The organism is Mycobacterium sp. NTMscope_Eco_3 (assembly GCF_976985685.1).
In genome coordinates this window covers 4,386,625-4,409,372 of record NZ_CDRJYZ010000001.1, presented here as the reverse complement: position 1 = coordinate 4,409,372, position 22,748 = coordinate 4,386,625, and the positions used below count along the sequence as shown (strand labels likewise).

Here is a 22,748-nt window from a genome sequence, read left to right as displayed (position 1 = left end):
GACTCAGTGACGGCGGTGGAAACCGTCGGCGTCTGACGTCGCCTCGTTGAGCGAGGCGTCGGCGTAGCCTCGGCAATAATCCCACGTGACGTAGGCGTCCGGCTCGGGGTCATAGGCGGGCTCGTGCGGGCGCACCGTGCCGTCGATCAACAGCTGCAGCAGGTTGGCGCGCAGCATGTCCCAGTCGTGATAGTGATCCTGCTGGCACTCGTCGCAGCAGACCACGAGCCCGCGAATACCTTTGTGCGCCAGCAACGCTTCGTACACCGCCAGATCGGCGAGATCCGCCTCGACGGCCATCCGCTCTTGCTGATCGAGCGGCTGTCCTGGCTCGACGGCTTCCAGCGCCGCCGACGGATCGCAGGGGTCGTCGGCGAAAGGATCGGGCGGCAAACCCGGTGGGAGGTGGTCGCGCACGCCTCTAGCCTACGCAGCCCGGTCGCGATAACGCCAGCAGGGAGCCACCCGCCGTTCTCTGTTCCGGTTGGCGCGCGGCGCGCCACGAGCAAGCCAACTCCAGGCTGTGCCCGATCGGCCGGCTTCCTCCTCGCGCCGTCCCGGCGCGCATCGTCACCCGGCGAACGGGAGCCGATAGGATGGGTTTCTCACGCCGCATCGTATGGAGGACCCCACTGATGACCCGTGGCACGTCCCACCTGGAAGAAAGCTCTGACCTCGTCGGCAGTCCGTATGTGCGGGTCGGTGGCCTGATCGACGACCCGGTGCCCACGGGCGGCGACAACCCGCACAAGATCGCGATGCTGGGGCTGACGTTCGACGACGTCCTGTTGCTGCCCGCGGCCTCCGATGTGGTCCCCGCCACGGCCGACACCTCCAGCCAGCTCACCAAGAAGATCAGGCTCAAGGTGCCGCTGGTGAGCTCGGCGATGGACACCGTCACCGAGTCGCGGATGGCGATCGCGATGGCGCGCGCCGGCGGCATGGGTGTGCTGCACCGCAACCTGCCGGTCGCCGAACAGGCCGGCCAGGTCGAGATGGTGAAGCGCTCCGAGGCCGGCATGGTCACCGATCCGGTCACCTGCCGCCCGGACAACACGCTGGCCCAGGTCGACGCGCTGTGCGCCCGGTTCCGGATCTCCGGCCTGCCGGTGGTCGACGAGGCGGGCTCCCTCGTCGGCATCATCACCAACCGCGACATGCGCTTCGAGGTCGACCAGAGCAAGAAGGTCGCCGAGGTGATGACCAAGGCCCCGCTGATCACCGCGCAGGAGGGCGTGTCCGCCGACGCGGCGCTGGGCCTGTTGCGGCGCCACAAGATCGAGAAGCTGCCCATCGTCGACGGCCACGGCCGGCTGACCGGGTTGATCACCGTCAAGGACTTCGTCAAGACCGAACAGCACCCGCTGGCCACCAAGGACAGCGACGGCCGGCTGCTGGTCGGCGCCGCCGTCGGCGTCGGCGGCGACGCCTGGGTGCGCGCCATGATGCTGGTCGACGCCGGGGTGGACGTGCTGATCGTGGACACCGCGCACGCGCACAACCGCCTGGTGCTCGACATGGTCGGCAAACTCAAGGCCGAGGCGGGCGACCGCGTGGAGGTGATCGGCGGCAACGTCGCCACCCGCTCGGCCGCCGCCGCGCTCGTCGCCGCCGGCGCCGACGCCGTGAAGGTGGGCGTGGGACCGGGGTCGATCTGCACCACCCGGGTGGTGGCCGGCGTCGGCGCGCCGCAGATCACCGCGATCCTGGAAGCCGTCGCCGCCTGCGGGCCGGCCGGGGTGCCGGTGATCGCCGACGGTGGCCTGCAGTACTCCGGCGACATCGCCAAGGCGCTGGCCGCCGGGGCGTCGACCGCCATGCTGGGCTCGCTGCTCGCGGGCACCGCCGAGGCGCCCGGCGAGCTGATCTTCGTCAACGGCAAGCAGTTCAAGAGCTACCGCGGCATGGGATCGCTGGCGGCCATGGCCGGCCGGGGCTCCGGGAGCGGAAAGTCCTACTCCAAGGACCGCTACTTCGCCGACGACGCGCTCTCCGAGGACAAGTTGGTCCCGGAGGGGATCGAGGGCCGGGTGCCGTTCCGCGGCCCGCTGTCCTCGGTGATCCACCAGCTGACCGGCGGTCTGCGCGCGGCGATGGGATACACCGGCTCGTCGACCATCGAGGAACTGCAGCAGGCCCAGTTCGTCCGCATCACGGCGGCCGGGCTGCGGGAAAGCCACCCGCACGACGTCGCGATGACGGTCGAAGCCCCCAACTACTACGCGCGCTGAGGCCCAGATGGTCGAGATCGGGATGGGCCGCATCGCCCGTCGCAGCTATGAACTGAGCGAAGTCAGCATCGTCCCCTCCCGGCGCACCCGCTCGTCGCAGGATGTGTCGACCGCCTGGCAGCTCGACGCCTACCGGTTCGAGATCCCGGTGCTGGCGCATCCGACCGATGCGCTGGTGTCGCCGGAGTTCGCGATCGAGTTGGGGCGCCTCGGCGGCCTGGGCGTGCTCAACGGCGAGGGGCTGATCGGCCGGCACGCCGATGTCGAGGCGAAGATCGCCCAGCTGGTCGAGGCGGCCAGCAAGGAGCCCGAACCCTCGGCGGCGATCCGGCTGCTGCAGGAATTCCATGCCGCGCCGCTGAACCCGGACCTGCTGGGCGCCGCCGTCGCCCGCATCCGGGAGGCCGGCGTCACCACCGCGGTGCGGGTCAGCCCGCAAAACGCCCAGGCGCTCACCCCGGTGTTGCTGCAGGCCGGCATCGACCTGCTGGTCATCCAGGGCACCATCGTTTCCGCTGAAAGAGTGGCCAGCGATGGGGAACCGCTGAACCTCAAGACCTTCATCTCCGAGCTCGACGTGCCGGTGGTCGCCGGCGGCGTGCAGGACCACCGCACCGCGCTGCACCTGATGCGCACCGGCGCCGCCGGCGTGATCGTCGGCTACGGCTCCACCCGGGGCGTGACCACCAGCGACGAGGTGCTGGGCATCAGCGTGCCGATGGCCACCGCGATCGCCGACGCCGCCGCCGCGCGCCGCGAGTACCTCGACGAGACCGGCGGCCGGTATGTGCACGTGCTGGCCGACGGGGACATCCACGCCTCGGGGGAGTTGGCGAAGGCGATCGCCTGCGGCGCCGACGCCGTGATGCTGGGCACCCCGCTCGCCGAGTCCGCCGAGGCGCTCGGCGAGGGATGGTTCTGGCCCGCCGCGGCCGCGCACCCGTCGTTGCCGCGCGGGGCGCTGCTGCAGATCGCCGTCGGTGAGCGCCCCCCGCTGCAACAGGTGCTCAACGGGCCGTCCGACGACCCCTTCGGCACCCTCAACCTGGTCGGCGGCCTGCGCCGGTCGATGGCCAAGGCCGGCTATTGCGACCTCAAGGAGTTCCAGAAGGTCGGCCTGACGGTCGGTAGCTAGCGCATCGACAGAGGCTCGTTGGTTGTTACCGGCGGGTAAGGCCATACTGGTGCGATGGAGCCGGATTACGACGTCCTGATCATCGGTTCGGGTTTCGGGGGCAGCGTCAGCGCGTTGCGGCTGACGGAAAAGGGCTACCGCGTCGGCGTCCTCGAGGCCGGACGCCGGTTCGCCGACGAGGATTTCGCCGAGACGTCCTGGGACCTGCGTAAGTTCTTGTGGGCGCCGAAGCTCGGTTGCTACGGCATCCAGCGCATCCACCCGCTGCGCAACGTGATGATCCTGGCGGGCGCCGGGGTGGGCGGCGGCTCGCTGAACTACGCCAACACGCTGTATGTGCCGCCGGAGCCGTTCTTCAAGGACCAGCAGTGGGCGCACATCACCGACTGGCGCGACGAGCTGATGCCGCACTACGACCAGGCGCGGCGGATGCTGGGCGTGGTCGAGAACCCGACCTTCACCGACGCCGACCGCATCGTCAAACAGGTCGCCGACGAGATGGGCTGCGGTAACACGTTCGTGCCGACCCCGGTCGGCGTGTTCTTCGGTCCCGACGGCACCAAGGCGCCGGGCAAAACCGTGCCGGACCCCTTCTTCGGCGGCGCGGGACCCGAACGCACCGGCTGCCTGGAGTGCGGTTGCTGCATGACCGGGTGCCGCTACGGCGCCAAGAACACCCTGCTGAAGAACTACCTCGCTCTCGCGGAATCGGGTGGGGCGCAAGTCATACCGATGACGACGGTGAAGCGATTCGAGCAGCGCCCCGACGGGCTGTGGGAGGTCCGCACGGTGCGCACCGGCAGTTGGGTGCGCCGCGACCGTCGCGCCTACACCGCCAGGCACCTGATCCTGGCCGCCGGGACGTGGGGCACCCAGCACCTGCTGTTCAAGATGCGCGACGAGGGCCGGCTGCCCCGGCTCTCCAAGCGCCTCGGCGTGCTGACCCGCACCAACTCCGAGTCCATCGTCGGCGCCGGGCGCCTGGAGGTCTCCCCGGACCTGGACCTGACCCACGGGGTGGCGATCACGTCGTCGATCCACCCGACGCCGGACACCCACATCGAGCCGGTCCGCTACGGCAAGGGCTCCAACGCGATGGGGCTACTGCAGACGTTGATGACCGACGGGCCCGGGCCCGAAGGGACCGACGTGCCCCGCTGGAAGCAGTTGCTCGACACCGCCCGGGAGGATCCGCGTGGCATGCTGCGGCTGCTCAATCCCCGCCAGTGGAGCGAGCGCACGATGATCGCGCTGGTGATGCAGCACCTGGACAACTCGATCACCACCTTCACCAAACGTGGCAAGCTCGGCATCCGCTGGTACACCAGCAAGCAGGGCCACGGCGAGCCGAACCCGACGTGGATTCCGGTGGGCAACGAGGTCACCCGCCGCATCGCCGCCAAGATCGACGGCGTGGCCGGCGGCACCTGGGGCGAGCTGTTCAACATCCCGCTGACCGCGCATTTCCTCGGCGGCGCGGTGATCGGCGACAACGCCGACCACGGGGTCATCGACCCCTATCACCGGGTCTACGGCTACCCGACGCTTTTTGTGGTGGACGGGGCCGCCATCTCGGCGAACCTGGGCGTGAACCCGTCGTTGTCCATCACCGCCCAGGCCGAGCGGGCCGCGTCGCTGTGGCCCAACAACGGCGAAAACGACCGGCGCCCGGCGCAGGGCGAGCCGTATCGCCGGCTGGACCCGATAGCGCCGGCGCATCCGCGGGTGCCCCTCTTCGCCCCGGGCGCGCTGCGCTGGTCACCGGTCGATCCGGTCAGCTCGGTGGGTTAGCTCGCCAGCACCTCGAGCGGTGTGCCGCTGACCACCCGGCTGCGCTCGCCGCGCACGTTGACCGGCACATCGCCCATCAACGTGATGCGGTGCATGAGCCGGGGTTGGTCGTCGTAGTCGTCGATCGCCCGGTGCTGGGTCGCGCGGTTGTCCCACATGGCGACGTCGCCCGGCGCCCAGCTCCAGCGAACGGTGTTCTCCGGCATGGTGATTCGTCGTTGCAGCAGCTCCAGCAGCACGTTCGACTCGTGGCTGTCCAGGCCGACGAAGCCGCGCACGAAATCGCCGGCCAGCAGGGCGCGTTCACCGGTCTCCGGGTGCACCCGCACCACGGGATGCTCGGTGCGGAAGTCCGGCTTCTCGAAGGCTTGCCGAAACGCCCGCTGCGCGTCGTTCATCGACATGACCGCTTCGCCTGCCACGTAGTCGTGGCGGTTGGTGTGCAGCGCCCAGAGGTTTTCCGCCAGGTGCTTCAGCGGCTCGGGCAGGTGCTGGTAGGCCGCCACGGTCGAGGCCCACAGCGTCGAGCCGCCATAGCTGGGCAGGGTGACCGCCCGCAGGATCGAGGCCGCCGGGTAGTTGGCGGCGAACGTGACGTCGGTGTGCCAGCGGGTCGCCTTGCCGTACTCGGAGTCGATCGGCGTGATCACCGGCATGTGCTTGGCGGCCAGGGCGGACGCGGCCGGGTGGCCGATGGGAGTGCCCAGCAGGCGGGCGAAGTCGAGCTGCTGCGCGTCGTCGAGGTGGTGCTGGTGGCGAAAGAAGATGACCTTGTGCGTCAACAGCGCCCGGCGGATCGTCTCGACCGCGCCGTCGTCCAGCTGGCCGCCGAGGCTCACGCCGTCGACCCGGGCCCCGATGCGGCTTCCCAGCTTGGTGACGGTTATCTGACTTGTCATGGTCGTCTTCCTCGAGTCAAAACGGGTGTAGTCAATCGACTACATTTGGTAGTGTAGTCAGATGACTACAACTTCCGCAACGGGCCGCGGGAAAGTGCCGACGGGGCGTGCGGAAGTGGCCGCGGCGATCTTGGAGGCCGCCACCGATCTGTTCGCCGAGCGCGGCCCGGCCGCGACGTCCATCCGCGACATCGCCGCGCGGGCAGGCGTCAATCACGGGCTGGTGTTCCGGCACTTCGGCACCAAGGAACAACTCGTCGGCGCCGTGCTCGACCACCTGGGCGCCGACCTGAGCGCCCTGCTGGAGACCGACACACCCCCGGACGTGGTGCAGCGGTCCCTGGACCGCCAGATGCGGGTGATGGCCCGCACCGTGCTCGACGGGTATCCGGCGGGGCAACTGCAGAAGCGCTTTCCCAACATCGCGACCCTGCTCGACGGGGTGCGGCCGCTCTACGACGACGAGGTCAAGGCGCGGCTCGCGGTCGCCAATGCCCTTGCGCTGCAGTTCGGTTGGCGGTTGTTCGCGCCGGTGCTGCGCTCGGCGACCGGGATCGAGGAGCTGACGGACGCCGAACTGCGCGCCGCGGTGGGCGCCGAAGTCGAGCGGATTCTCGGGCCCGCCGACGCTCAGTGAGGCCGGGAGAGCACCCGCCGGTGCATGGGTTCGCGCCCCGGTGGCTGGCGCGGCGGCGGCATGTGCGGCTTGCGCATACGCACGGCGACGGTCGTCGGTGATTCGGTGCTCAACTCGAGGTCCTCGCCGGCGTGCCGGATGGTCAGCTCACCGCCGGGCCCGTCGCGCAGCGTGTACGTGACGTCGACGTGGTTGACGTCGATGGTGACCCGGAAGTCGCGCCACCGCAGCCGGAATCGCAACCGCGAAATGCCGTCCGGCAGAGCAGGATCCAGCGACAGCACGCCCTCGTCGTCGCGCAGGCCCCCGAACCCGGCCACCAGCGCGGTCCAGGCGCCGGCGAGCGAGGCCATGTGCAGACCGTCGCGGGTGTTGTGGTGCAGATCCCGCAGGTCGATCAGCGCGGCCTCGTAGGCGTAGTCGTGCGCCAGCTCCATATGCCCGACCTCGGCGCACATCACCGCCTGGGTGCAGGCCGACAGCGACGAGTCCCGCACCATGCGCGGCTCGTAGTAGTCGACGTTGCGGGCCTTCTGTTCGGGGGTGAACGCGTGGCTCTGCCAGTGCATCGCCAGCACCAGGTCGGCCTGCTTGATCACCTGCGCGGGGTAGAGCCGCACGTAGGCCTCGTGCAGCAGCAGCGGGTAGGTGGTGTTCTTCTCGAAGTCCCATTCGGCGTAGGTGGTGAACCCCTCGCACTGCTGATGGACGCCCAGGCCGGCGTCGAAGGGGATGTGGGCGGCGTCGGCGGCATCGCGCCAGGCCGCCGCCTCCTCGGTGGTGACCCCCAGCGCCTTGGCCGCGTCGGGATGGCGGTTGCAGGCGTCGGCGGCGGTGTGCAGGTTGTGCGCGGCCATCAGGTTGGTGAAGGCGTTGTCGCGGACCACCGCGGTGTACTCGTCGGGGCCGGTGACGCCGTCGAGGTGCCAGACGCCGTGCCGGTCGTGATGGCCGAGCGAGAGCCAGAGCCGGGCGGTCTCGACCAGCACCTCCAGGCCGCAGTCGGCCTCCAGGTCGTTGTCCCCGGTGACGATCCGGTAGCGCTCGAAGGCCATCGCGATGTCGGCGTTGATGTGCCAGGCCGCCGTGCCGGCCGGCCAGTACGCCGAGCACTCCTGCCCCCGGATGGTCCGCCAGGGGAAGGCGGCGCCCTCGAGGCCCAGTTCGGCCGCCCGCTCCTTGGCCAGATCCAGGGTGGACGCCCGCCACCGCAGCGCGTCGGCCACCGTGTGCGGCGCGGTGTAGGTCAGGACCGGCAGCACGTAACCCTCCGTGTCCCAAAAGGCGTGCCCGTCATAGCCGGTTCCGGTGAGCCCCTTGGCGGCGATGGCGCGGCGTTCGGCGCGGGCGCTGGCCTGCAGCAGGTGGAAGAGCCCGAAGCGCACCGCCTGCTGGGATTCGGGGTCGCCCTCGACCTCGACGTCCGCGCAATCCCAGAAATCGTCCAGATACTTCCGTTGCGAATCCAGCAGGCCCTGCCACCCGCTGTAGCGGCCGCCATGCAGCGCGGCCGCGACCTGGTCGCGCAGCGCCGGACGCGAGCGCATGCTCGACCAGCCGTAGGCCAGGTACTTGACGATGCGCAGCTTCTGTCCCTCGCGCAGCCCGCAGATCACGGTGGTGCGGGCCAGGTCGGCGCGCGCGTCGGTGCTGACCTCGACGCGGCCGGGCACCTCGACCTCGTGATCCATGCCGGCGGCCATCATCAGCGCGCTGCTGCGGGTGCGGTGCATGAGAACCGCTCCGGTATCGGTGTTTTCGTGGGCGACCTCTTCGAGCGGGTTCTCCAGGATGGCCGACACGCGCGGGTCGCCGGAGGTCTGGGGCTGGTCCTCGTTGGTGACCAGTTCGGACTGCACCGTGACCCGCACGAAATCGCCGACCGCTTCCACGACGTACTCGATGGCGGCCAGGCCGCGGTGCGGCAGGGAGACGAGCCGGGTGGAGACCACGTTGACCTCTTTGCCCGCGGGCGAGCGCCAGTGCGCGGTTCTTTTCAGCGTTCCGGCGCGCAGGTCGAGATCGCGCTCGTGGGAGATCAGTTCGCCGTAGCGCACGTCGAAGGGCTCGTCCTCGACCAGCAACCGGATGATCTTGCCGTTGGTGACGTCGACGAGCGTCTGGCCGGCTTCCGGGTAGCCGTAGCCGGCTTCGGCGTAGGGCAGCGGCCGGATCTCGTAGAAGGAGTTCAGGTAAGTGCCCGGCAGGCCGTAGGGCTCGCCCTCGTCGAGGTTGCCGCGCAGCCCGATGTGCCCGTTGGACAGGGTGAACAGGGATTCCGACTGGGCCAGCAGGTTGAGGTCAAGCTGGGTTTCGCGAACGTGCCATGGGTCAACGGGAAACGCTTCGTCGGTGATCATGACTGCAGCAACTCGGCGAGGTCGCTGACCACCACGTCCGCGCCGTTGCGGCGTAAGTCCTCGGCTTGGCCCACTCGGTCGACACCTATCACGAAACCGAAGTTACCGGCCCGGCCGGCCGCCACTCCCGACAAGGCGTCTTCGAACACGGCCGCCTCCTCGGCGGAAACGTCGAGCAATTCCGCCCCCCGCAGGTAGGAGTCGGGTGCCGGCTTGCCGGCGATGTGCTCCTGGCGCAGGGTGATGCCGTCCACCCGCTGCTGCACGAACCGATCCAGGCCGGTGACCTCGAGGACGTCGCGGGTGTTGGCGCTCGACGACACGACCGCGATGCCCAGGCCCGCGGCCGACGCCGCCTCGAGGTAGCGCCGCGACCCGTCGAACACCTTGACGCCGTCTTGCTTGAGGACCTTCTGGAACATGTCGTTCTTGCGGTTACCCAGGCCGTAGACCGTCTCGGCGTCATCGGGGTCGTCGGGGCTGCCGTCGGGCAGCTCGATGCCACGGCTTTCCAGAAACGACCGGACCCCGTCCTCGCGCTTCTTGCCGTCCACGTATTCGCGGTAGTCCGCGGCCGCGTCGAAGGGCACGAACTCGTCGCCGGTGCGCTTGGCCCGGTCGGACAGGTACGCGTCGAACATGGCCTTCCAGGCCTTGGTGTGCACACTGGCGGTGTCGGTGAGCACGCCGTCGAGGTCGAACAGGCAGGCGCGCACCTTCTCTGGCAGACCCAGCACGGGTACTCACTCTCGGGTATCGGGGTTGGGCGCTATCTACTCCACCATGCCAACGTGCATGTCGCCAGGGATGACCGGGTATTGCGCCGGGACCTCAATCCTTGCTGTGGTGCGCCCCATTGCCGTCGTCCGGGGTCCAGGTGCCCGGGATCATCGGCATCCGGGGTCCGTCGCCGAATTCGTCGCCGCCCATCGTGGCCAGCCCGGCCGCGGCGACGGGTTGCTTGCGCGCCGTGCCGGCGAAGCCCAGGGGTGCGGCGCCGCGTTGCGACGCCGTCGTCGCCGGCTCGTCCCAGTCGGGATCGACGTCGACGTTCATGTCCATGAACTCGTCGCCGTGATCTCGTTGCCGCGCCCGCCGGCGCCGCCGGGCCCGCGCCGCCTCCCGTGCGGCCGCCGCGGCGACGGTCGTGGCCGAATCAGGCTCGGGCGCCTTCCTTTTCGCGCCGGCGGCGGCGCCCGCACTCATGCCGGAACCGAACCCGATGCCGGGAGGCGCGAGGGCGTAGGGAGGCACGAATGGGGCAGCGCCCGGGGCCGGCGGCGCGGGCGGTGCCGGGCTGGCCACCGTGCTGACCGTGGGCGCGGGCGCCGGCGCCGGCGCCGGCGCGACGGCCGGGGCGGGGGCGGCGATGGCCGGCGTGACCAGCGCCGCGGGCAGGCCGGACGGGACGGCGGGAGGGGCCGCCGGCACCGCGGCGGGCGCAGCCGGGGGCGTCAGCGCCGCCAGGCCCGCAAAACCGCCCAGCGCCCCGAAGGGGGCCACCGCGACGAGCATCGGCAGCAGCAGCAACTGGGGCTGCGTCGGGAGCCAACTGGCGAGCTGGGCCAGGTGAGTCGGCCAGTCGAGCAGCACGAGGTTGGTGATGAACTCGAAGGCCGCCGCCGGGTTTTCCTGCAACAGCGCCCCAAATTGCTGAAAATCCGAAAACAGCTCGAGGGCTCGAACCACCCACCAGTGCACGTCGCCGGGGTTGGTGTAGGCCTCGTAGGGCAAGCCGTTGAGGGTCCCCTCGACCGGATCCCAGTCGATGCCGAACAGCCGCAGGATCTGAGCGATGAACTGATTGAGCGGACTGTCGAATCCGTGCTCGTGGTCGTGGTGGTCGTCGTCCTCCTCGTGGTCGTGTTGGGCGGTGGCCTCGGACTTGAGGATGGGCGGCGCCGGGTCCGTCGGCGGTATGGCCGCCACCGTCGCGGTGGAGACGGCTTCGTAGGTCGCCATCGTGCCGGCGGCCTGGACCCACATCCGCGCATAGTCGGCCTCGTTGACCGCGATCGGAATGGTGTTGATCCCAAAGAAATTCGTCGCCACCAGGGCGCCGTGGACGACGTGGTTGGTGGCCAGCTCGGGCAGGGTCGGCATCGCCGCCAACGCGGCGGTGTAGGCGGTGCCCGCCGTCTCGTGCTGGGCGGCCGCCGCGGCGCTGTGCGCGCTGGCCTGCGTCAACCACGCCAGATAGGGGGTATGCGCGGCAACGTAGGATTCGGCGCTGGGCCCCTGCCACGCGCCGGCCTGCGTCGACGTCAGCAGCGCGCTGAGTTCTTCTGCCGCCGAGGCGTATTCGGCGCCCATCGAACTCCACGCCGCCGCCGCGGCGAACAGCGACGCCGGTCCCGGGCCACTGCTCAGCAACGCTGAGTGCACCTCCGGCGGGGACGCCATCCACATCGGTGCGGTCATCGTCGGACACCCCCGCTGCGGTCGGCGATCGGCGGGGGGATCGCGGCGGGCAACGCCATCAGGGCAACTCCTGGGCTGGGCGAGGTTGCAGAATCCTCGACCAGTTAATTGAAAATGATTGTCGTTATCAAGACGGGCCCGCCCCCCTCATATCAAAGGCATAAAATTCGCCGCAGCGGCGCGTTGCGCACCACGTTTCCGCGGGAGGCCTCTCGGGCGGGGCCGGCGCAGGTGGCCACTAGACTCGCCTGCGTGGCCGAATCCACTGGAAACGCGCAAACATCGGGTACGTCCGGACCGCCGGCTCGACCGGTGCTCGTCGTGGACTTCGGCGCGCAGTACGCGCAGCTGATCGCCCGCCGGGTCCGCGAGGCCCGGGTTTTCTCCGAGGTCATCCCGCACACCGCCACGGCCGAGGACATCAAGGCCCGCGACCCGCTGGCGCTGGTGCTCTCCGGCGGGCCGTCCAGTGTCTACGCCGACGGTGCCCCTCAGCTCGACCCGGCGCTGTTCGATCTCGGGGTGCCGGTGTTCGGCATCTGTTACGGGTTTCAGGCCATGGCGCAGGCGCTGGGCGGGACCGTCGCCCACACCGGCACCAGCGAATACGGCCGGACCGAACTGAAAGTCCTTGGCGGCGAACTGCATTCGGGATTGCCCAGCGTCCAGCCGGTGTGGATGAGCCACGGCGACGCGGTCACCGCCGCGCCGGACGGATTCGAGGTGGTGGCCAGCAGCGCGGGCGCGCAGGTGGCCGGCTTCGAGAACCGGGCCCGTCGCCTGGCCGGGGTGCAGTACCACCCGGAGGTGATGCACAGCCCGCACGGGCAGCAGGTGCTCAGCCGCTTCCTGCACGACTTCGCCGGGCTCGGCGCGGACTGGACGGCCGCCAACATCGCCGAGGCGCTGGTCGAGCAGGTGCGCGCCCAGATCGGCGACGGCCACGCGATCTGCGGGCTGTCCGGCGGCGTGGATTCCGCGGTGGCCGCCGCGCTGGTGCAGCGCGCCATCGGCGACCGCCTGACCTGTGTCTTCGTCGACCACGGGCTGCTGCGCGAGGGCGAGCGCGCGCAGGTGCAGCGCGACTTCGTGGCCGCCACCGGCGCCAACCTGGTGACCGTCGACGCGGCCGACACCTTCCTCGACGCGCTCGCGGGCGTGACCAATCCCGAAGGCAAGCGCAAGATCATCGGCCGCCAGTTCATCCGGGCGTTCGAGGGCGCGGTGCGAGACATTGTGGGGGACAACGCTTCCGACGGTTCCGGCGTTGACTTCCTCGTCCAGGGCACGCTGTATCCCGATGTGGTGGAGTCCGGTGGCGGCAGCGGCACCGCGAACATCAAGAGCCACCACAACGTCGGCGGCCTGCCCGGCGACCTGAAGTTCAAACTCGTCGAGCCGCTGCGGCTGCTGTTCAAGGACGAGGTGCGCGCGGTCGGGCGCGAGCTGGGCTTGCCGGAGGAAATCGTTGCGCGCCAACCGTTTCCGGGTCCCGGCCTGGGCATCCGGATCGTCGGCGAGGTCACCGCGCAGCGGTTGGACACCCTGCGGCGGGCGGACTCGATCGCGCGCGAGGAGCTGACCGCCGCCGGCCTGGACAGCCTGATCTGGCAGTGCCCGGTGGTGCTGCTGGGCGACGTCCGCTCGGTCGGCGTGCAGGGCGACAACCGCACCTACGGGCACCCGATCGTGCTGCGGCCGGTGACCAGTGAGGACGCCATGACCGCCGACTGGACCCGGGTTCCCTACGAGGTGCTGGAGCGCATCTCGACCCGCATCACCAACGAGGTGGCCGAGGTCAACCGCGTGGTGCTCGACATCACCAGCAAACCGCCGGGCACCATCGAGTGGGAGTAGCCGCCCGGGCGTGACGCGCTTCGCCGACGACCCGTCCCATTGACAGTCCCTCCATCCGAGTGGTACGCATGGCGCAATTGAAAACACCATTTTCAATTGGTCGTGGCGCCGACGCCGGCTGGAGGACAAGGTGGCCGAGCAAACCCGTGAACAGGCACAACCAGCCTGGAAGAACCCGATGGCCTGGCTGCCGCACTCGATCGCGGAGGCGGCGCTGTCACCAGGGGACGGCCCGGCGGCCGACCTCTCCCAGGCCTGGGCGCACCTCCAGGAGCGGCTGAACGCGGCCGAACAACTCGTCCGGAGCGCACCGGTCAACAAGAACCGCCTCGACTATGCGTCGGGGATGCGTCACCTGATGGTGCTCCTGGCGGTCGGCACCGACATGGCGCTGCGGGCCGATCCCGACCCGGTGCTCGCCGTCAATCGCGCCAGCATGGACGACATCGTCACCTGGGGCCTGGAATGCCCCGACTGCGTGTACCTGAACGCGAGCCTGCGCGCCGGCGAGACCTATCGGCTCTTCGGCAACCGGGGGACGGCCCGCTACGTCGGGTTGCAAACCATGGACGGAATCGCGGCCACCTCCAATTGCCTCGTCGACGACCTCGACGTCGACACGGATGGGCGCTTCGAGGCGATCCTCTCGGCCGACGAGCACGAGGGCAACTGGTTGCGGCTGGCGGGGGAGCACCCGACGCTGACCGTACGAAACTTCTTCTACGACTGGGACACCGAGGTTCCCGCGTCGCTGCACATCGAGCGCGTCGGGGAAGAAGTGGTACCCGAAGTCCGTTCGGTCGAGCTGGATTCCTCGGTCGCCCAACAGCTTTACGCCCTGGGGGACTTCGTCTACGACAACCTGAAGTTCTTTCTCGACTTCGGTGCGATGCCGCCCGCCAACGGATTCATTCCGCCGATGGACATGACCGAGATGGGCGCTGCCGCCGAAAATCGGCCTGTGATCGGGCGATTCGAGCTCGGGCCCGACGAGGCGCTCATCCTCGCGGTACAGCCCCCCGAGGGGGTCTACTGGAGCATCTCGTTGGGCAACCCGTGGTTGGAGACGATCCACTACGGCCGCCATCAATCCAGCCTCAACGGCCACCAGGCGGTCATCGACCCCGACGGGGTCTTTCGCGCCGTCATTTCCGCAACTGATCCCGGGGTGGCGAACTGGCTCGACACCGCGGGCCACAGCAACGGCGCGATGCTTTTGCGTTGCGTCCGAACGCAAACCGCGCCGGTGCCCGACACACGGGTCGTGAAGGTCGACGACGTCGTGGCGGCGTTGCCGGCAGAGACCACGATGATCACTCCCGCCGAACGCGCGCACGTCATCGAGGCCCGTCGCCGCGCCGTACACGAAAGGTTCTACCGGTGAGCTTCTCGGCTGACGACCTCGAAGACGGTGCGCGCGCCGCCACCGGGCTCGACGACTTCGGTTCGTCCTACTACCGTGAGGGCCTCGAGCGCACCGTCGACGCATTGAACACCGAAGCCGAACTCAACGACCTCGGCCGCGTCATCCAGCACGCCACCATCAGCAACGCCCTCATCCAGCGGCTGAAGATCGTGGAAACCTACAAGCAGCATCCCGAGATCGTCGACGAAATGGTCGAGGGTCCCGTCGTCGTCCTCGGCCTGCCCCGCACCGGCACCACCGCGCTGAGTCAATTAGTTTCTGCCGACCCACAATTCAGGTCGCTGCGCACGTGGGAATCTCAGGCACCGACTCCGCCGCCCGAGGCCGCCACCCAGCACAGCGACCCGCGCATCGCGCAGTGCGCCGACGGCATCGCGATGATCGAGCAGATGTTCCCCGATTTCCGGGCCATGACCAATTCCGAACCCGAGGCCGCGACCGAATGCCAGGACCTGATGGGCATGAGCTTTCGCACCTTCCACTTCGACGGCGTGGTGCGCGTGCCCGGCTACGTGGAATGGCTGCTGCGCAACGACATGCGCGAAACCTACGCGTTCCACCGCGACGTGCTCAAATTGCTGCAATGGCATTGCAAACCGAACCTGTGGCACCTGCGCACCCCGGTGCACATGTTCGCCCTCGACGCGTTCGTCGAAGCCTATCCGGACGCGAAATTTCTGTGGAGCCACCGTGATCCGGCCAAGGTTTTGGGATCGGTCTGCAGTCTCATCGCCTACGTCCGAAGCTGGAGCAGTGACCGAAAAGACCCCGAAGAGCTCGGCGCCGAGCAGCTGGCATGGTGGGCCGAGGGCATGCGTCGGGCCATGGAATTCCGCAGGAAGTTCGGTGACGACCGGTTTGTCGACGTTTCGTTTGCCGCCCTGCAATCCGACCCGGTCACCACCGTGGCCGACAGCTACGAAAGGCTCGGTCTGAGGTTCACCGACTCGGCGCGGGCCAAGGTTCGCCAGTGGGCCGAGGAACACAAGCCCGGTCACCGCGGCACCCACACCTACGACCTGGCCGACTACGGGTTGACCCCTGCGCGGGTGCACGAGGCGTTCAGCGACTACATGGCGACCTACGATGCTTCGGCCTGATCGGGCCGGCGGGCGTCAAAAACTCGAACCCGATCCGCAGGTACACGCCGCGATCGTGTCCGCGGCCGCCGAAGTCGTTCGGACCGAAGGAGTCCAGGCACTGTCTGTCGCTGCGCTGCTCAGCAGGACGCAGCTGAGCACCCGGGCGTTCTACCGTCACTTCGACTCCAAGGATCAGCTGGTGGCGGCGGTATTCCTGGAGATGGCTCGCGGTGAGGTCGCGCGGCTGCAGCAACGCATGTCGGGAGTCGATCCGGTTCGTGCGGTGTTGGCCTGGATCGCCGGCCGACTCGACCTCGCCTTCAATCAGCAGATCCGCGCTGACCTACGCCAGATGTCGATCGAGGCGCAACGCCAGATGTTCGCCGCTCCCGAAATCGTTGCCCCCGCGTATCGCGAAATACTGCACCCGCTTGTCCAAGAACTCGCGCGCGGAAGGGATCTGGGCATATTTCCAGAGATCGATCCCGATGTTGAGGCGCTCTCCATCCAGGGCGTGGTGTGGTCCAATGTCGAACGGCACTGGGCGACGGCGAGCCGGGATCCCGACCAGATCCGGGATCGCGTGCAGCGTTTCTGCCTCGGCGGCCTGGGGTTGTCGCTCGAAGCGATCAGCGCTGCCCTTGCGGATGGGCGGCATCGACCTGGTCGGGGGAGTAGCCGATGACCGGGATCGATTCGCCGTACACGTCGAGGGTGTGCAGAAAGCGGTGCAGCCCCATCGTCGAGGCGCAGGTGAAGCCGAGTTCGACGATCTGCGCGGCGGTGAAATGCTCGCCCAATCGCCGATAAAACTCGTCGTCGATCGAATGATGGTCGCCCGACAGGCGGTCCAGGAATTCCACGGCCAGGCGCTCCTGCGGCGTCAAAGAGTCGTGCTGTGGGGCCAGCAGGCACGCCACATCGTCCTCGGTGATCGAATCGTGCTTGCGTGATTGGCTGCACGGCTCGCACTCGCCCAGTTGGGCACTGCGTATGCGCAGCAGTTCCAGTATCCGGCCGCCCAGCAGCGTGTCCGCTCCCAGCTGTGTTCTGGCCATGTCCACCTGGGCCAATTGCGCACTGCGGTAAGCGAATATCTGCAAGGGAACCGGTGTGGCGTAGCGGCCGTCTGCCATGCCCGCATCCACGATGCGGCGCGAAGCCGTGCTCAATCGGTCCATCGGGATCGGCTCGATGCGTGGCATGGTTCGTCCTAGCTGTTAGTGGGGCCCAGGGCGTAGGCGCCGGTCTCGGGGTGGTGGTACCAGCCACCGGCGGCGTGGGTGCCGCCGTCGACATGGATCGTCTGGCCGGTGATGTAGCTCGACATGTCGGAGGCGAGAAACACTGCCGCGCCGGCCATCTCGTCGACCCGTCCCGCGCGACCCATCGGGACCGTGAGCCCGAACCGCTCTTCGGAGCCCGGGGGTGCCACGTGCATGATCCCTTCGGTCAAGGTGATATCGGGTGCCAGCGCGTTGACCCGGATCCCATGCGGCGCGAGTTCGAGGGCCGCGGTTTTGGTGTAATTGATGACCCCGGCCTTGGCCGCCGCATAGGTGGCGTAACCCGGTGCGGCGCGGGCGCCTTCGATCGAGGTGACGCTGATGATGCTGCCCGCCAACCGGCGCTCAACCAAGCCGCGCGCGATCCGTTGGGTGCACAGGTAGACGTGGCGCAGGTTGGATTTGTACAGCGCGTCCCAGCCGTTCTCGCTGGTGTCGAGGATCCCGGACCAGAAGACCCCACCGGCATTGTTGACCAGGATCGTGACCGGGCCGAGTTCGGCGGTGGTCTGCGTCAGCGCGGTGTCGACCGCGGCGCTATCGCGGACGTCGGTGGGAATGCCGAGCGCGCCGATCTCGGCCGCGGCCGCCGCGCACGATTCGGGGTTGCGCTCCCAGATCGCCACCTTCGCGCCAAATCGTGTCAGTCCCGCGGCGATGCCGCGACCGATGCCCGCACCGCCGCCGGTGACGACGGCGACACGGTCGGTCAAAAGAATGCTTGCCGGATCGAGCGTCATGGACTAATCCTAGAGGAATAGCAAGTCAAGCGTTACGATATTTACTTGATTTGTCTCATATGTAGCCAGGGAAGGGGCCGCCGCCATGGCCAGCACCATCTTCGTCACCGGCGCCACCGGCCAGACCGGCGGCAACGTCTGCGAACAGCTGATCGAGCGCGGAGACCACGTCCGCGCGCTGGTCCGCAACCCGGACGAGGCGGCGGTGCTGGCCGCCATCGGCGTCGAATTGGTCAAGGGCGACATCAGCGACGCCGACGACGTGCTTCGCGCGGCCAAGGGCGCCGAGGCGGCGATCCACTGCGCGGCGCTGCTGGGCGGGGCCAGTCAGGACCTCGAGGATTTCAAAGCGGTCAACATGATCGGCACAACCAACGTGCTCGACGCGGCGAAAAGCCACGGCATGCGTCGGGTCGTCGCCCTGAGCACGGCCACGTTCATCGATCTGAGCACCGACCTCGACTTCGAAGAGGCTCCCGTTCTCCAACAGCCGCCCGACGACCCCTATACGGTCACCAAGCTCGCCGCCTTCCTCGAGGCTCACCAACGTGCCGCCGCGGGCGAGGACGTGCTGACCTGCCATCCCGGCGCGATCTTCGGGCCGGCCCCGGTGGTGGAACGGGCCCTGCACCGGACCAGCTTCAACCGGGTGTTGCTGGCCGGCATGCGCGGAAAGATCAAGCGCTACCTTGCGTTTCCCGTGACATGGGTGGCGGGCCGGGACGTCGCGAAGGGCTCGATTGCGGCGCTGGACCGCGGGGTGGCCGGTGAGCGCTATCTGTTGATCGGCCAGCCGCAAGACACCATCAGCACCGCCGCCGGCATCAACCGGGCCTGCGAGATCGCCGGAATCGACCACCGCGTCGAGGATCTCGACTACCGGTCGGATCCGCAAGCGTTGACCGCCGAGTTCGGACCGACCTTAATGGCCATCGCCGAGGCCGCGGCCAAAGACGTGCGCAAGCCCAGAGCCGACGACAACCTGACCACCAGGCGGCTGGGCTACCACCCGATGTCCTTCGACGACGGGCTGCGCCTGCTGATCCCGTGGCTGCGCGAACTCGGCCGGCTCGATCCGGTGGCCGCGTGAAAGCGTCGACGGCCGAGGCTCGCCGATCCGGTTCGGATCACGGCGATCTCGGCGATCGGATACTCGACGCCGCACGCCGCCTCGTGCTGCGGACCGGCGCCCGGAAATTGTCCTTGTCGGATGTGGCGACCCTGGCGGGGGTGTCGCGGCCGACGATCTACCGCTACTTCGACTGCAAAGAAGATCTCATCGACGCGCTGGGCAAGCAGGAGTACCGGCGCTTCAGCACCGCCATGGAGAGGGCGATGATCGGGGTAACCGGAGTCGCACGACTGGAAGCCGCGATCGACGTCGTGGCGACGTTCGTCGAGGAGCAGCCCCCCGGGCGTCAGCTCGACTTGGAGCCGGGCTTCGCCCATCAACAGATGGCCCGGGCGTTACCCATGATCATCGAAGGATTGCTGCCCGTCTTGGAGAAATGCGCTCGCGAGGACGGTTTCGATAACGCGGTCAACAGCCGCAACCTGGCGGGCGCAATCGCGCGAGTCGCCTTGAGCCACTACGTATTCCCGGATAACGACCCGGCGGTGGCCCGCCGCGAGATCCGCGCCGCGGCCGGTCTGCCCGTCGGTGGATCCAGGAGGACGCGTTGACCGCCTCGAAACTTGTCTTTGATCCGTTTTCGAACGACTTCTTCAACGCCCCCTACGCCACCTACCGGCGGCTGCGCGACGAGGAGCCCGTCTATTACAACGAGCGTTACGACTTCTATGCGCTGACCCGTCACGCCGATGTCGCGGCCGCCATCAAAGACTTCGAAACATTCTCGTCCTCGCGCGGGGTCGATCTCGAGATGGTGCAGTCCGGTAATCCCGTGCCGCCGCTGATCATCATGATGGATCCGCCCCAGCACCGCCGGATGCGCAACCTGGTGAACAAGGTGTTCACGCCGCGCGCCATCGAACGCCAGCGTCGGCTGGTCGTCCAACAGATCGAACGATTTCTCGCCGCGGCCGATCCCGTCGAATTCGATGTGGTGCAGGACTTTTCGGCGTTGTTTCCCGTGGAAGTGATCACCCGGCTGCTCGGCGTGCCCGCCGAGCTCCGCCAGCGGGTCCGCCTTCTCCTGGACAAGACGCTGGAGCGGGAGTACGGCAACGTCGCGACGCCCGAAGAGGGCGTTCAGGCGGGCATCGAGACCGGACTGATCTACTACAACATCATCCAAGAACGGCACGCCAATCCGCAGGACGACATGATCAGCGATCTGATCGCCGCCGAAGTCGAGCGCGACGGCGTGGCAACCAAACTCGACGACGTCGAGATCGCCGGCTTCGCTTCAATGTTGGGCGGGGCGGGTGCGGAGACGGTCACCAAGTTGGTGGGCAACGCGGTGGTCACTTTCGCCGAGCACCCAGATCAATGGCAGATGTTGCTCGAGGACCGCAGCCGGATTCCCGCCGCGGTGGAGGAGTTGCTGCGGTGGGAGGCGCCCGCACAGTACCTGGTGCGGTACACCATGAAAGACGTTGAGTTGCACGGCACCACGATCCCCGCCGGAAACCCCGTCCTGCTCTGTGTGGGCTCGGCCAACAGGGACGAGCGGGCGTTCACCGACGCGGACGTTTTCGACATCAACCGGGACCGCAGCCAGGCGCAGAACCTGGGGTTGGGCTACGGGGTGCACAGTTGCCTGGGCGCCGCGCTGGCCCGGACGGAGAGCGCCGTCGCGCTGGACAAGCTGCTGGATCACATGCCGCGCTACGCGATCGTGCGGGAGGGGCTGCACCGGGTGGCCATGACCAACGTCATCGGCTGGAACAACGTGCCGGTGCGGGTGCTGGGCTGAGTCGCTCTCTACGGTCGATGACGACTGGCAGTGACCGGTGTCCCCGTAGCACCGGGCTGGCGATCCGGATCGGCGTCCCGGCCCGTGCCAGGTGCGGTAACCGACGCGCGAGTGTCTCGATCGCCGCGCGACCTTCGATCCGGGCCAGAGCGTTGCCGATGCAGAAATGGATGCCGGAGCCGAACGCGATGTGCTCGTAGGAGTTTCGGTCGATGCGGAACTCGTCCGGGTCGTCCCAATGACGCGGATCGCGGTTTGCGGAGCCGATCAGTGGCAGCACCCTGGCGCCGGCGGGGATGGTGGTGTCGCCGATGGTGATGTCGGTCGCGGCGATCCTGAGCAGGCCCTGGCCGGGTCCGTCAAACCGGAGCGTCTCCTCCACCGCGGTGGCGGCCAAGGCCGGATCGGCCGTGATCTGCTGCCACAGGTTCGGCCGATCCAGCAGCGCCAGCATCGCGTTAGAGATGAGATTGGTGGTCGTCTCGTTGCCGGCGACCAAGAGCAGGACGCAGAAGTTGATGAGTTCCACCAGGCTGAGCGCCTCGGTGTCACGGTCGCCGGCTATCAGGAGGCTGACGAGGTCGTCGCCGGGGTTGCGGCGCCGACTGCGTACCGTATTCGCGAAGAACCAAGTGATCTCGGCTATGCCGGCCAGCATCTTGGTCTTGCTGCCACCGGTGAGCAGCCCGTTGACCAGGTTGTCCGACCAGCGCTTGAAGTCGTTGTGGCGATCGGCCGGAATGCCCATCATCTCGGCGATCACGATCGTCGGCAGCGGCGATGCCAGGTTGGCAACCAGATCAATCGGCTCGTTGCCGGCCTTGGCGACGATGTCGTCGACGAGGCTTTCGGCGATCTCCTGAATTCGCGGCTCCCAGGCGGTGATTCGTCTCGGTGTGAAGGCCCGGCTCACTTTGCGGCGCAACTGGGTGTGCTCGGGCGGATCGCTGGTCAATACGGTGCGAATCGGCGCAATGCGACCCAGCATTGCGGCGAGCAGGTGCGGGACCTTCATCGTGGGGTTAAACGGGTTGTCGTCGAAACGCGACGACTTGCCCAGGTCGGAGGAGAACCGCGTGGCATCGCGCACCGCGACCGCCACGTCGTCGTGACGGCTGAGTATCCACAGATCCGGGTCCGCGCAGTGATAGACCGGAGCGTGATCGCGTAGCCGCGCATAGTGCGGGTAGGGGTCCGCGATCACCGCGGGATCGTTGAGATCGAAGTGCGCTTTTGTCATTTCCCTGCTCCGATCGCGGTCATCAGCGTGAGAACCCATTGCCGAACGAATCGCTCCTCGTCGATTCCGAGTGGGCGATCGTCGTGCATAGACGCGGCGATCCAATAGTTTTCGATCGCTCCGAGCCAGATCGCGGTAATCGCCTCGAAATCGCGGTCGGGTGAACCATCTTGTGGCGCTTTGCCTTCGAGCCACTTGGCGAGAAACTGATGCGACCTGACGAAGAGGCGATCTCGGGCATCGGCCATCACATTGGGAAAGCGGTCGCCTTCCTTGACCATCACGCGAATCAGATCGCGCCAGTTGGTCATCAGCACCAATGAGCCCCGGGCAACCAATGTCAGCTCGGCCTCCAGATTGCCGAGCGACAACATCGGCGCGAGAGTGAAGCTCGCGTCGGCGGTCTGGATGGCTCGCTCGACAGCGGCGGCCATGACCTGTTCCTTCGACCCGAAATGGGTGTAGAGGGATCCCGAGTGCGGGGACAGGCCGGCTGCCTTCTCGATCGACGCGATCGACGTGCCGGCATAGCCGTGCTCGGCGAAGAGTCGCAGCGCCTCGTTGAGGATCCGATCGCGGGTGCTGTCGGCCATGGGCACCGTCCAATCAAACGCTTGGGTATTGCAACCATATGCTTGCTGGGTTGACATGGCAAGGGTCGCGGATGGCTCGCCGCATGGGCGGCATAGCCGTCGCCCGGCGGCTAAAAATCCCGCCCAAAAGACACCATCAGCCCCACCGGTATCGATCGCATAAAGCCGCCC

The 22,748-nt window shown here is 68.1% G+C and carries 19 protein-coding genes and 1 pseudogene; 11 read left to right on the top strand and 9 right to left on the bottom strand.

From position 1 onward, the window contains the following. Positions 1-3: 3 nt before the first annotated feature. On the bottom strand, positions 4-417 hold the full coding sequence (locus AC0KTM_RS20295) for a DUF5319 domain-containing protein (protein ID WP_007773416.1): 414 nt from the start codon (positions 415-417) through the stop codon (positions 4-6). Between the two features lie 218 nt (positions 418-635). On the opposite strand from AC0KTM_RS20295, the gene guaB reads away from it, so the two are divergent. Genes guaB through AC0KTM_RS20280 form a run of 3 tightly spaced genes read left to right on the top strand, consistent with a single transcriptional unit; the run spans position 636 to position 5,157 of the window. Then, complete coding sequence (guaB, locus tag AC0KTM_RS20290; protein WP_238956789.1) at positions 636-2,231, top strand: IMP dehydrogenase; 1,596 nt, start codon at positions 636-638, stop codon at positions 2,229-2,231. 7 nt (positions 2,232-2,238) lie between these two features. Beyond that, a complete protein-coding gene (locus AC0KTM_RS20285) occupies positions 2,239-3,366 on the top strand; it encodes a GuaB3 family IMP dehydrogenase-related protein (protein WP_225330466.1) in 1,128 nt (375 codons plus the stop codon). Between the two features lie 54 nt (positions 3,367-3,420). After that, entirely contained in the window at positions 3,421-5,157 is a 1,737-nt protein-coding gene (locus AC0KTM_RS20280) for a GMC family oxidoreductase N-terminal domain-containing protein (RefSeq protein ID WP_238956788.1), read from the top strand. Here AC0KTM_RS20280 and AC0KTM_RS20275 read toward each other — a convergent pair. After that, complete coding sequence (locus AC0KTM_RS20275) at positions 5,154-6,056, bottom strand: TauD/TfdA dioxygenase family protein (protein WP_472416504.1); 903 nt, start codon at positions 6,054-6,056, stop codon at positions 5,154-5,156. The genes AC0KTM_RS20280 and AC0KTM_RS20275 overlap by 4 nt on opposite strands. Positions 6,057-6,117: 61 nt before the next feature. On the opposite strand from AC0KTM_RS20275, the gene AC0KTM_RS20270 reads away from it, so the two are divergent. After that, on the top strand, positions 6,118-6,693 hold the full coding sequence (locus tag AC0KTM_RS20270) for a TetR/AcrR family transcriptional regulator (RefSeq protein WP_238956786.1): 576 nt from the start codon (positions 6,118-6,120) through the stop codon (positions 6,691-6,693). Here AC0KTM_RS20270 and AC0KTM_RS20265 read toward each other — a convergent pair. The 3 genes and pseudogenes from AC0KTM_RS20265 to AC0KTM_RS20255 all read right to left on the bottom strand — a co-directional run bounded on the left by AC0KTM_RS20265 (position 6,687) and on the right by AC0KTM_RS20255 (position 11,474). Then, complete coding sequence (locus AC0KTM_RS20265) at positions 6,687-9,053, bottom strand: glycoside hydrolase family 65 protein (RefSeq protein WP_238956785.1); 2,367 nt, start codon at positions 9,051-9,053, stop codon at positions 6,687-6,689. The genes AC0KTM_RS20270 and AC0KTM_RS20265 overlap by 7 nt on opposite strands. After that, positions 9,050-9,872, bottom strand: a pseudogene (locus tag AC0KTM_RS20260) (beta-phosphoglucomutase family hydrolase). The gene AC0KTM_RS20265 and the pseudogene AC0KTM_RS20260 overlap by 4 nt, the downstream one beginning before the upstream one ends. Positions 9,873-9,884: 12 nt before the next feature. Further along, positions 9,885-11,474 (bottom strand): PPE family protein, encoded by a 1,590-nt coding sequence (locus tag AC0KTM_RS20255; RefSeq protein ID WP_238956784.1) that lies wholly within the window; start codon positions 11,472-11,474, stop codon positions 9,885-9,887. A 252-nt stretch (positions 11,475-11,726) separates the two neighbouring features. Here AC0KTM_RS20255 and guaA point away from each other — a divergent pair, with 252 nt between their 5' ends. From guaA to AC0KTM_RS20235, 4 genes are all read left to right on the top strand, one after another. Next, positions 11,727-13,331 carry a glutamine-hydrolyzing GMP synthase gene (gene guaA / locus AC0KTM_RS20250; protein ID WP_238956783.1) on the top strand — a complete coding sequence of 535 codons (1,605 nt, stop codon included), beginning with the start codon at positions 11,727-11,729 and terminating at the stop codon, positions 13,329-13,331. 178 nt (positions 13,332-13,509) lie between these two features. Further along, positions 13,510-14,715 (top strand): DUF1214 domain-containing protein, encoded by a 1,206-nt coding sequence (locus tag AC0KTM_RS20245; RefSeq protein ID WP_238957378.1) that lies wholly within the window; start codon positions 13,510-13,512, stop codon positions 14,713-14,715. Then, positions 14,712-15,857 (top strand): sulfotransferase family protein, encoded by a 1,146-nt coding sequence (locus AC0KTM_RS20240; protein WP_238956782.1) that lies wholly within the window; start codon positions 14,712-14,714, stop codon positions 15,855-15,857. The genes AC0KTM_RS20245 and AC0KTM_RS20240 overlap by 4 nt, the downstream gene beginning before the upstream one ends. Beyond that, positions 15,844-16,524 carry a TetR/AcrR family transcriptional regulator gene (locus AC0KTM_RS20235; RefSeq protein ID WP_238956781.1) on the top strand — a complete coding sequence of 227 codons (681 nt, stop codon included), beginning with the start codon at positions 15,844-15,846 and terminating at the stop codon, positions 16,522-16,524. Before AC0KTM_RS20240 ends, AC0KTM_RS20235 begins: the two co-directional genes overlap by 14 nt. Here the strand turns inward: AC0KTM_RS20235 and AC0KTM_RS20230 are convergent. Together AC0KTM_RS20230 and AC0KTM_RS20225 are read right to left on the bottom strand one after the other, a co-directional pair. After that, a complete protein-coding gene (locus tag AC0KTM_RS20230; protein ID WP_238956780.1) occupies positions 16,469-17,044 on the bottom strand; it encodes a carboxymuconolactone decarboxylase family protein in 576 nt (191 codons plus the stop codon). The two genes, AC0KTM_RS20235 and AC0KTM_RS20230, sit on opposite strands and share 56 nt — an antisense overlap. A gap of 8 nt (positions 17,045-17,052) precedes the next feature. Continuing rightward, entirely contained in the window at positions 17,053-17,865 is an 813-nt protein-coding gene (locus AC0KTM_RS20225; RefSeq protein ID WP_238956779.1) for an SDR family NAD(P)-dependent oxidoreductase, read from the bottom strand. Between the two features lie 85 nt (positions 17,866-17,950). On the opposite strand from AC0KTM_RS20225, the gene AC0KTM_RS20220 reads away from it, so the two are divergent. The 3 genes from AC0KTM_RS20220 to AC0KTM_RS20210 are packed head-to-tail and all read left to right on the top strand — an operon-like array spanning position 17,951 to position 20,744. Then, complete coding sequence (locus AC0KTM_RS20220; protein WP_238956778.1) at positions 17,951-18,955, top strand: NAD-dependent epimerase/dehydratase family protein; 1,005 nt, start codon at positions 17,951-17,953, stop codon at positions 18,953-18,955. After that, positions 18,952-19,548, top strand: coding sequence for a TetR/AcrR family transcriptional regulator (locus tag AC0KTM_RS20215; RefSeq protein ID WP_238956777.1), 597 nt, complete (start codon positions 18,952-18,954; stop codon positions 19,546-19,548). The genes AC0KTM_RS20220 and AC0KTM_RS20215 overlap by 4 nt, the downstream gene beginning before the upstream one ends. After that, entirely contained in the window at positions 19,545-20,744 is a 1,200-nt protein-coding gene (locus tag AC0KTM_RS20210; protein WP_472416502.1) for a cytochrome P450, read from the top strand. The genes AC0KTM_RS20215 and AC0KTM_RS20210 overlap by 4 nt, the downstream gene beginning before the upstream one ends. Here the strand turns inward: AC0KTM_RS20210 and AC0KTM_RS20205 are convergent. Both AC0KTM_RS20205 and AC0KTM_RS20200 read right to left on the bottom strand, forming a co-directional pair. Beyond that, a complete protein-coding gene (locus AC0KTM_RS20205) occupies positions 20,704-21,984 on the bottom strand; it encodes a cytochrome P450 (RefSeq protein WP_238956775.1) in 1,281 nt (426 codons plus the stop codon). The genes AC0KTM_RS20210 and AC0KTM_RS20205 overlap by 41 nt on opposite strands. Further along, positions 21,981-22,577, bottom strand: coding sequence for a TetR/AcrR family transcriptional regulator (locus AC0KTM_RS20200; RefSeq protein ID WP_238956774.1), 597 nt, complete (start codon positions 22,575-22,577; stop codon positions 21,981-21,983). The genes AC0KTM_RS20205 and AC0KTM_RS20200 overlap by 4 nt, the downstream gene beginning before the upstream one ends. Positions 22,578-22,748: the final 171 nt, after the last annotated feature.

Excerpts from the sequence above, each read along its gene's own strand:
- guaB (WP_238956789.1), top strand. The coding sequence starts at position 636 with ATGACCCGTGGCACGTCCCACCTGGAAGAAAGCTCTGACCTCGTCGGC.
- AC0KTM_RS20285 (WP_225330466.1), top strand. The coding sequence starts at position 2,239 with ATGGTCGAGATCGGGATGGGCCGCATCGCCCGTCGCAGCTATGAACTG.
- AC0KTM_RS20280 (WP_238956788.1), top strand. The coding sequence starts at position 3,421 with ATGGAGCCGGATTACGACGTCCTGATCATCGGTTCGGGTTTCGGGGGC.
- AC0KTM_RS20275 (WP_472416504.1), bottom strand. The coding sequence starts at position 6,056 with ATGACAAGTCAGATAACCGTCACCAAGCTGGGAAGCCGCATCGGGGCC.
- AC0KTM_RS20270 (WP_238956786.1), top strand. The coding sequence starts at position 6,118 with ATGACTACAACTTCCGCAACGGGCCGCGGGAAAGTGCCGACGGGGCGT.
- AC0KTM_RS20265 (WP_238956785.1), bottom strand. The coding sequence starts at position 9,053 with ATGATCACCGACGAAGCGTTTCCCGTTGACCCATGGCACGTTCGCGAA.
- AC0KTM_RS20255 (WP_238956784.1), bottom strand. The coding sequence starts at position 11,474 with ATGACCGCACCGATGTGGATGGCGTCCCCGCCGGAGGTGCACTCAGCG.
- AC0KTM_RS20245 (WP_238957378.1), top strand. The coding sequence starts at position 13,510 with ATGGCCTGGCTGCCGCACTCGATCGCGGAGGCGGCGCTGTCACCAGGG.
- AC0KTM_RS20235 (WP_238956781.1), top strand. The coding sequence starts at position 15,844 with ATGCTTCGGCCTGATCGGGCCGGCGGGCGTCAAAAACTCGAACCCGAT.
- AC0KTM_RS20230 (WP_238956780.1), bottom strand. The coding sequence starts at position 17,044 with ATGCCACGCATCGAGCCGATCCCGATGGACCGATTGAGCACGGCTTCG.
- AC0KTM_RS20225 (WP_238956779.1), bottom strand. The coding sequence starts at position 17,865 with ATGACGCTCGATCCGGCAAGCATTCTTTTGACCGACCGTGTCGCCGTC.
- AC0KTM_RS20220 (WP_238956778.1), top strand. The coding sequence starts at position 17,951 with ATGGCCAGCACCATCTTCGTCACCGGCGCCACCGGCCAGACCGGCGGC.
- AC0KTM_RS20205 (WP_238956775.1), bottom strand. The coding sequence starts at position 21,984 with ATGACAAAAGCGCACTTCGATCTCAACGATCCCGCGGTGATCGCGGAC.
- AC0KTM_RS20200 (WP_238956774.1), bottom strand. The coding sequence starts at position 22,577 with ATGGCCGACAGCACCCGCGATCGGATCCTCAACGAGGCGCTGCGACTC.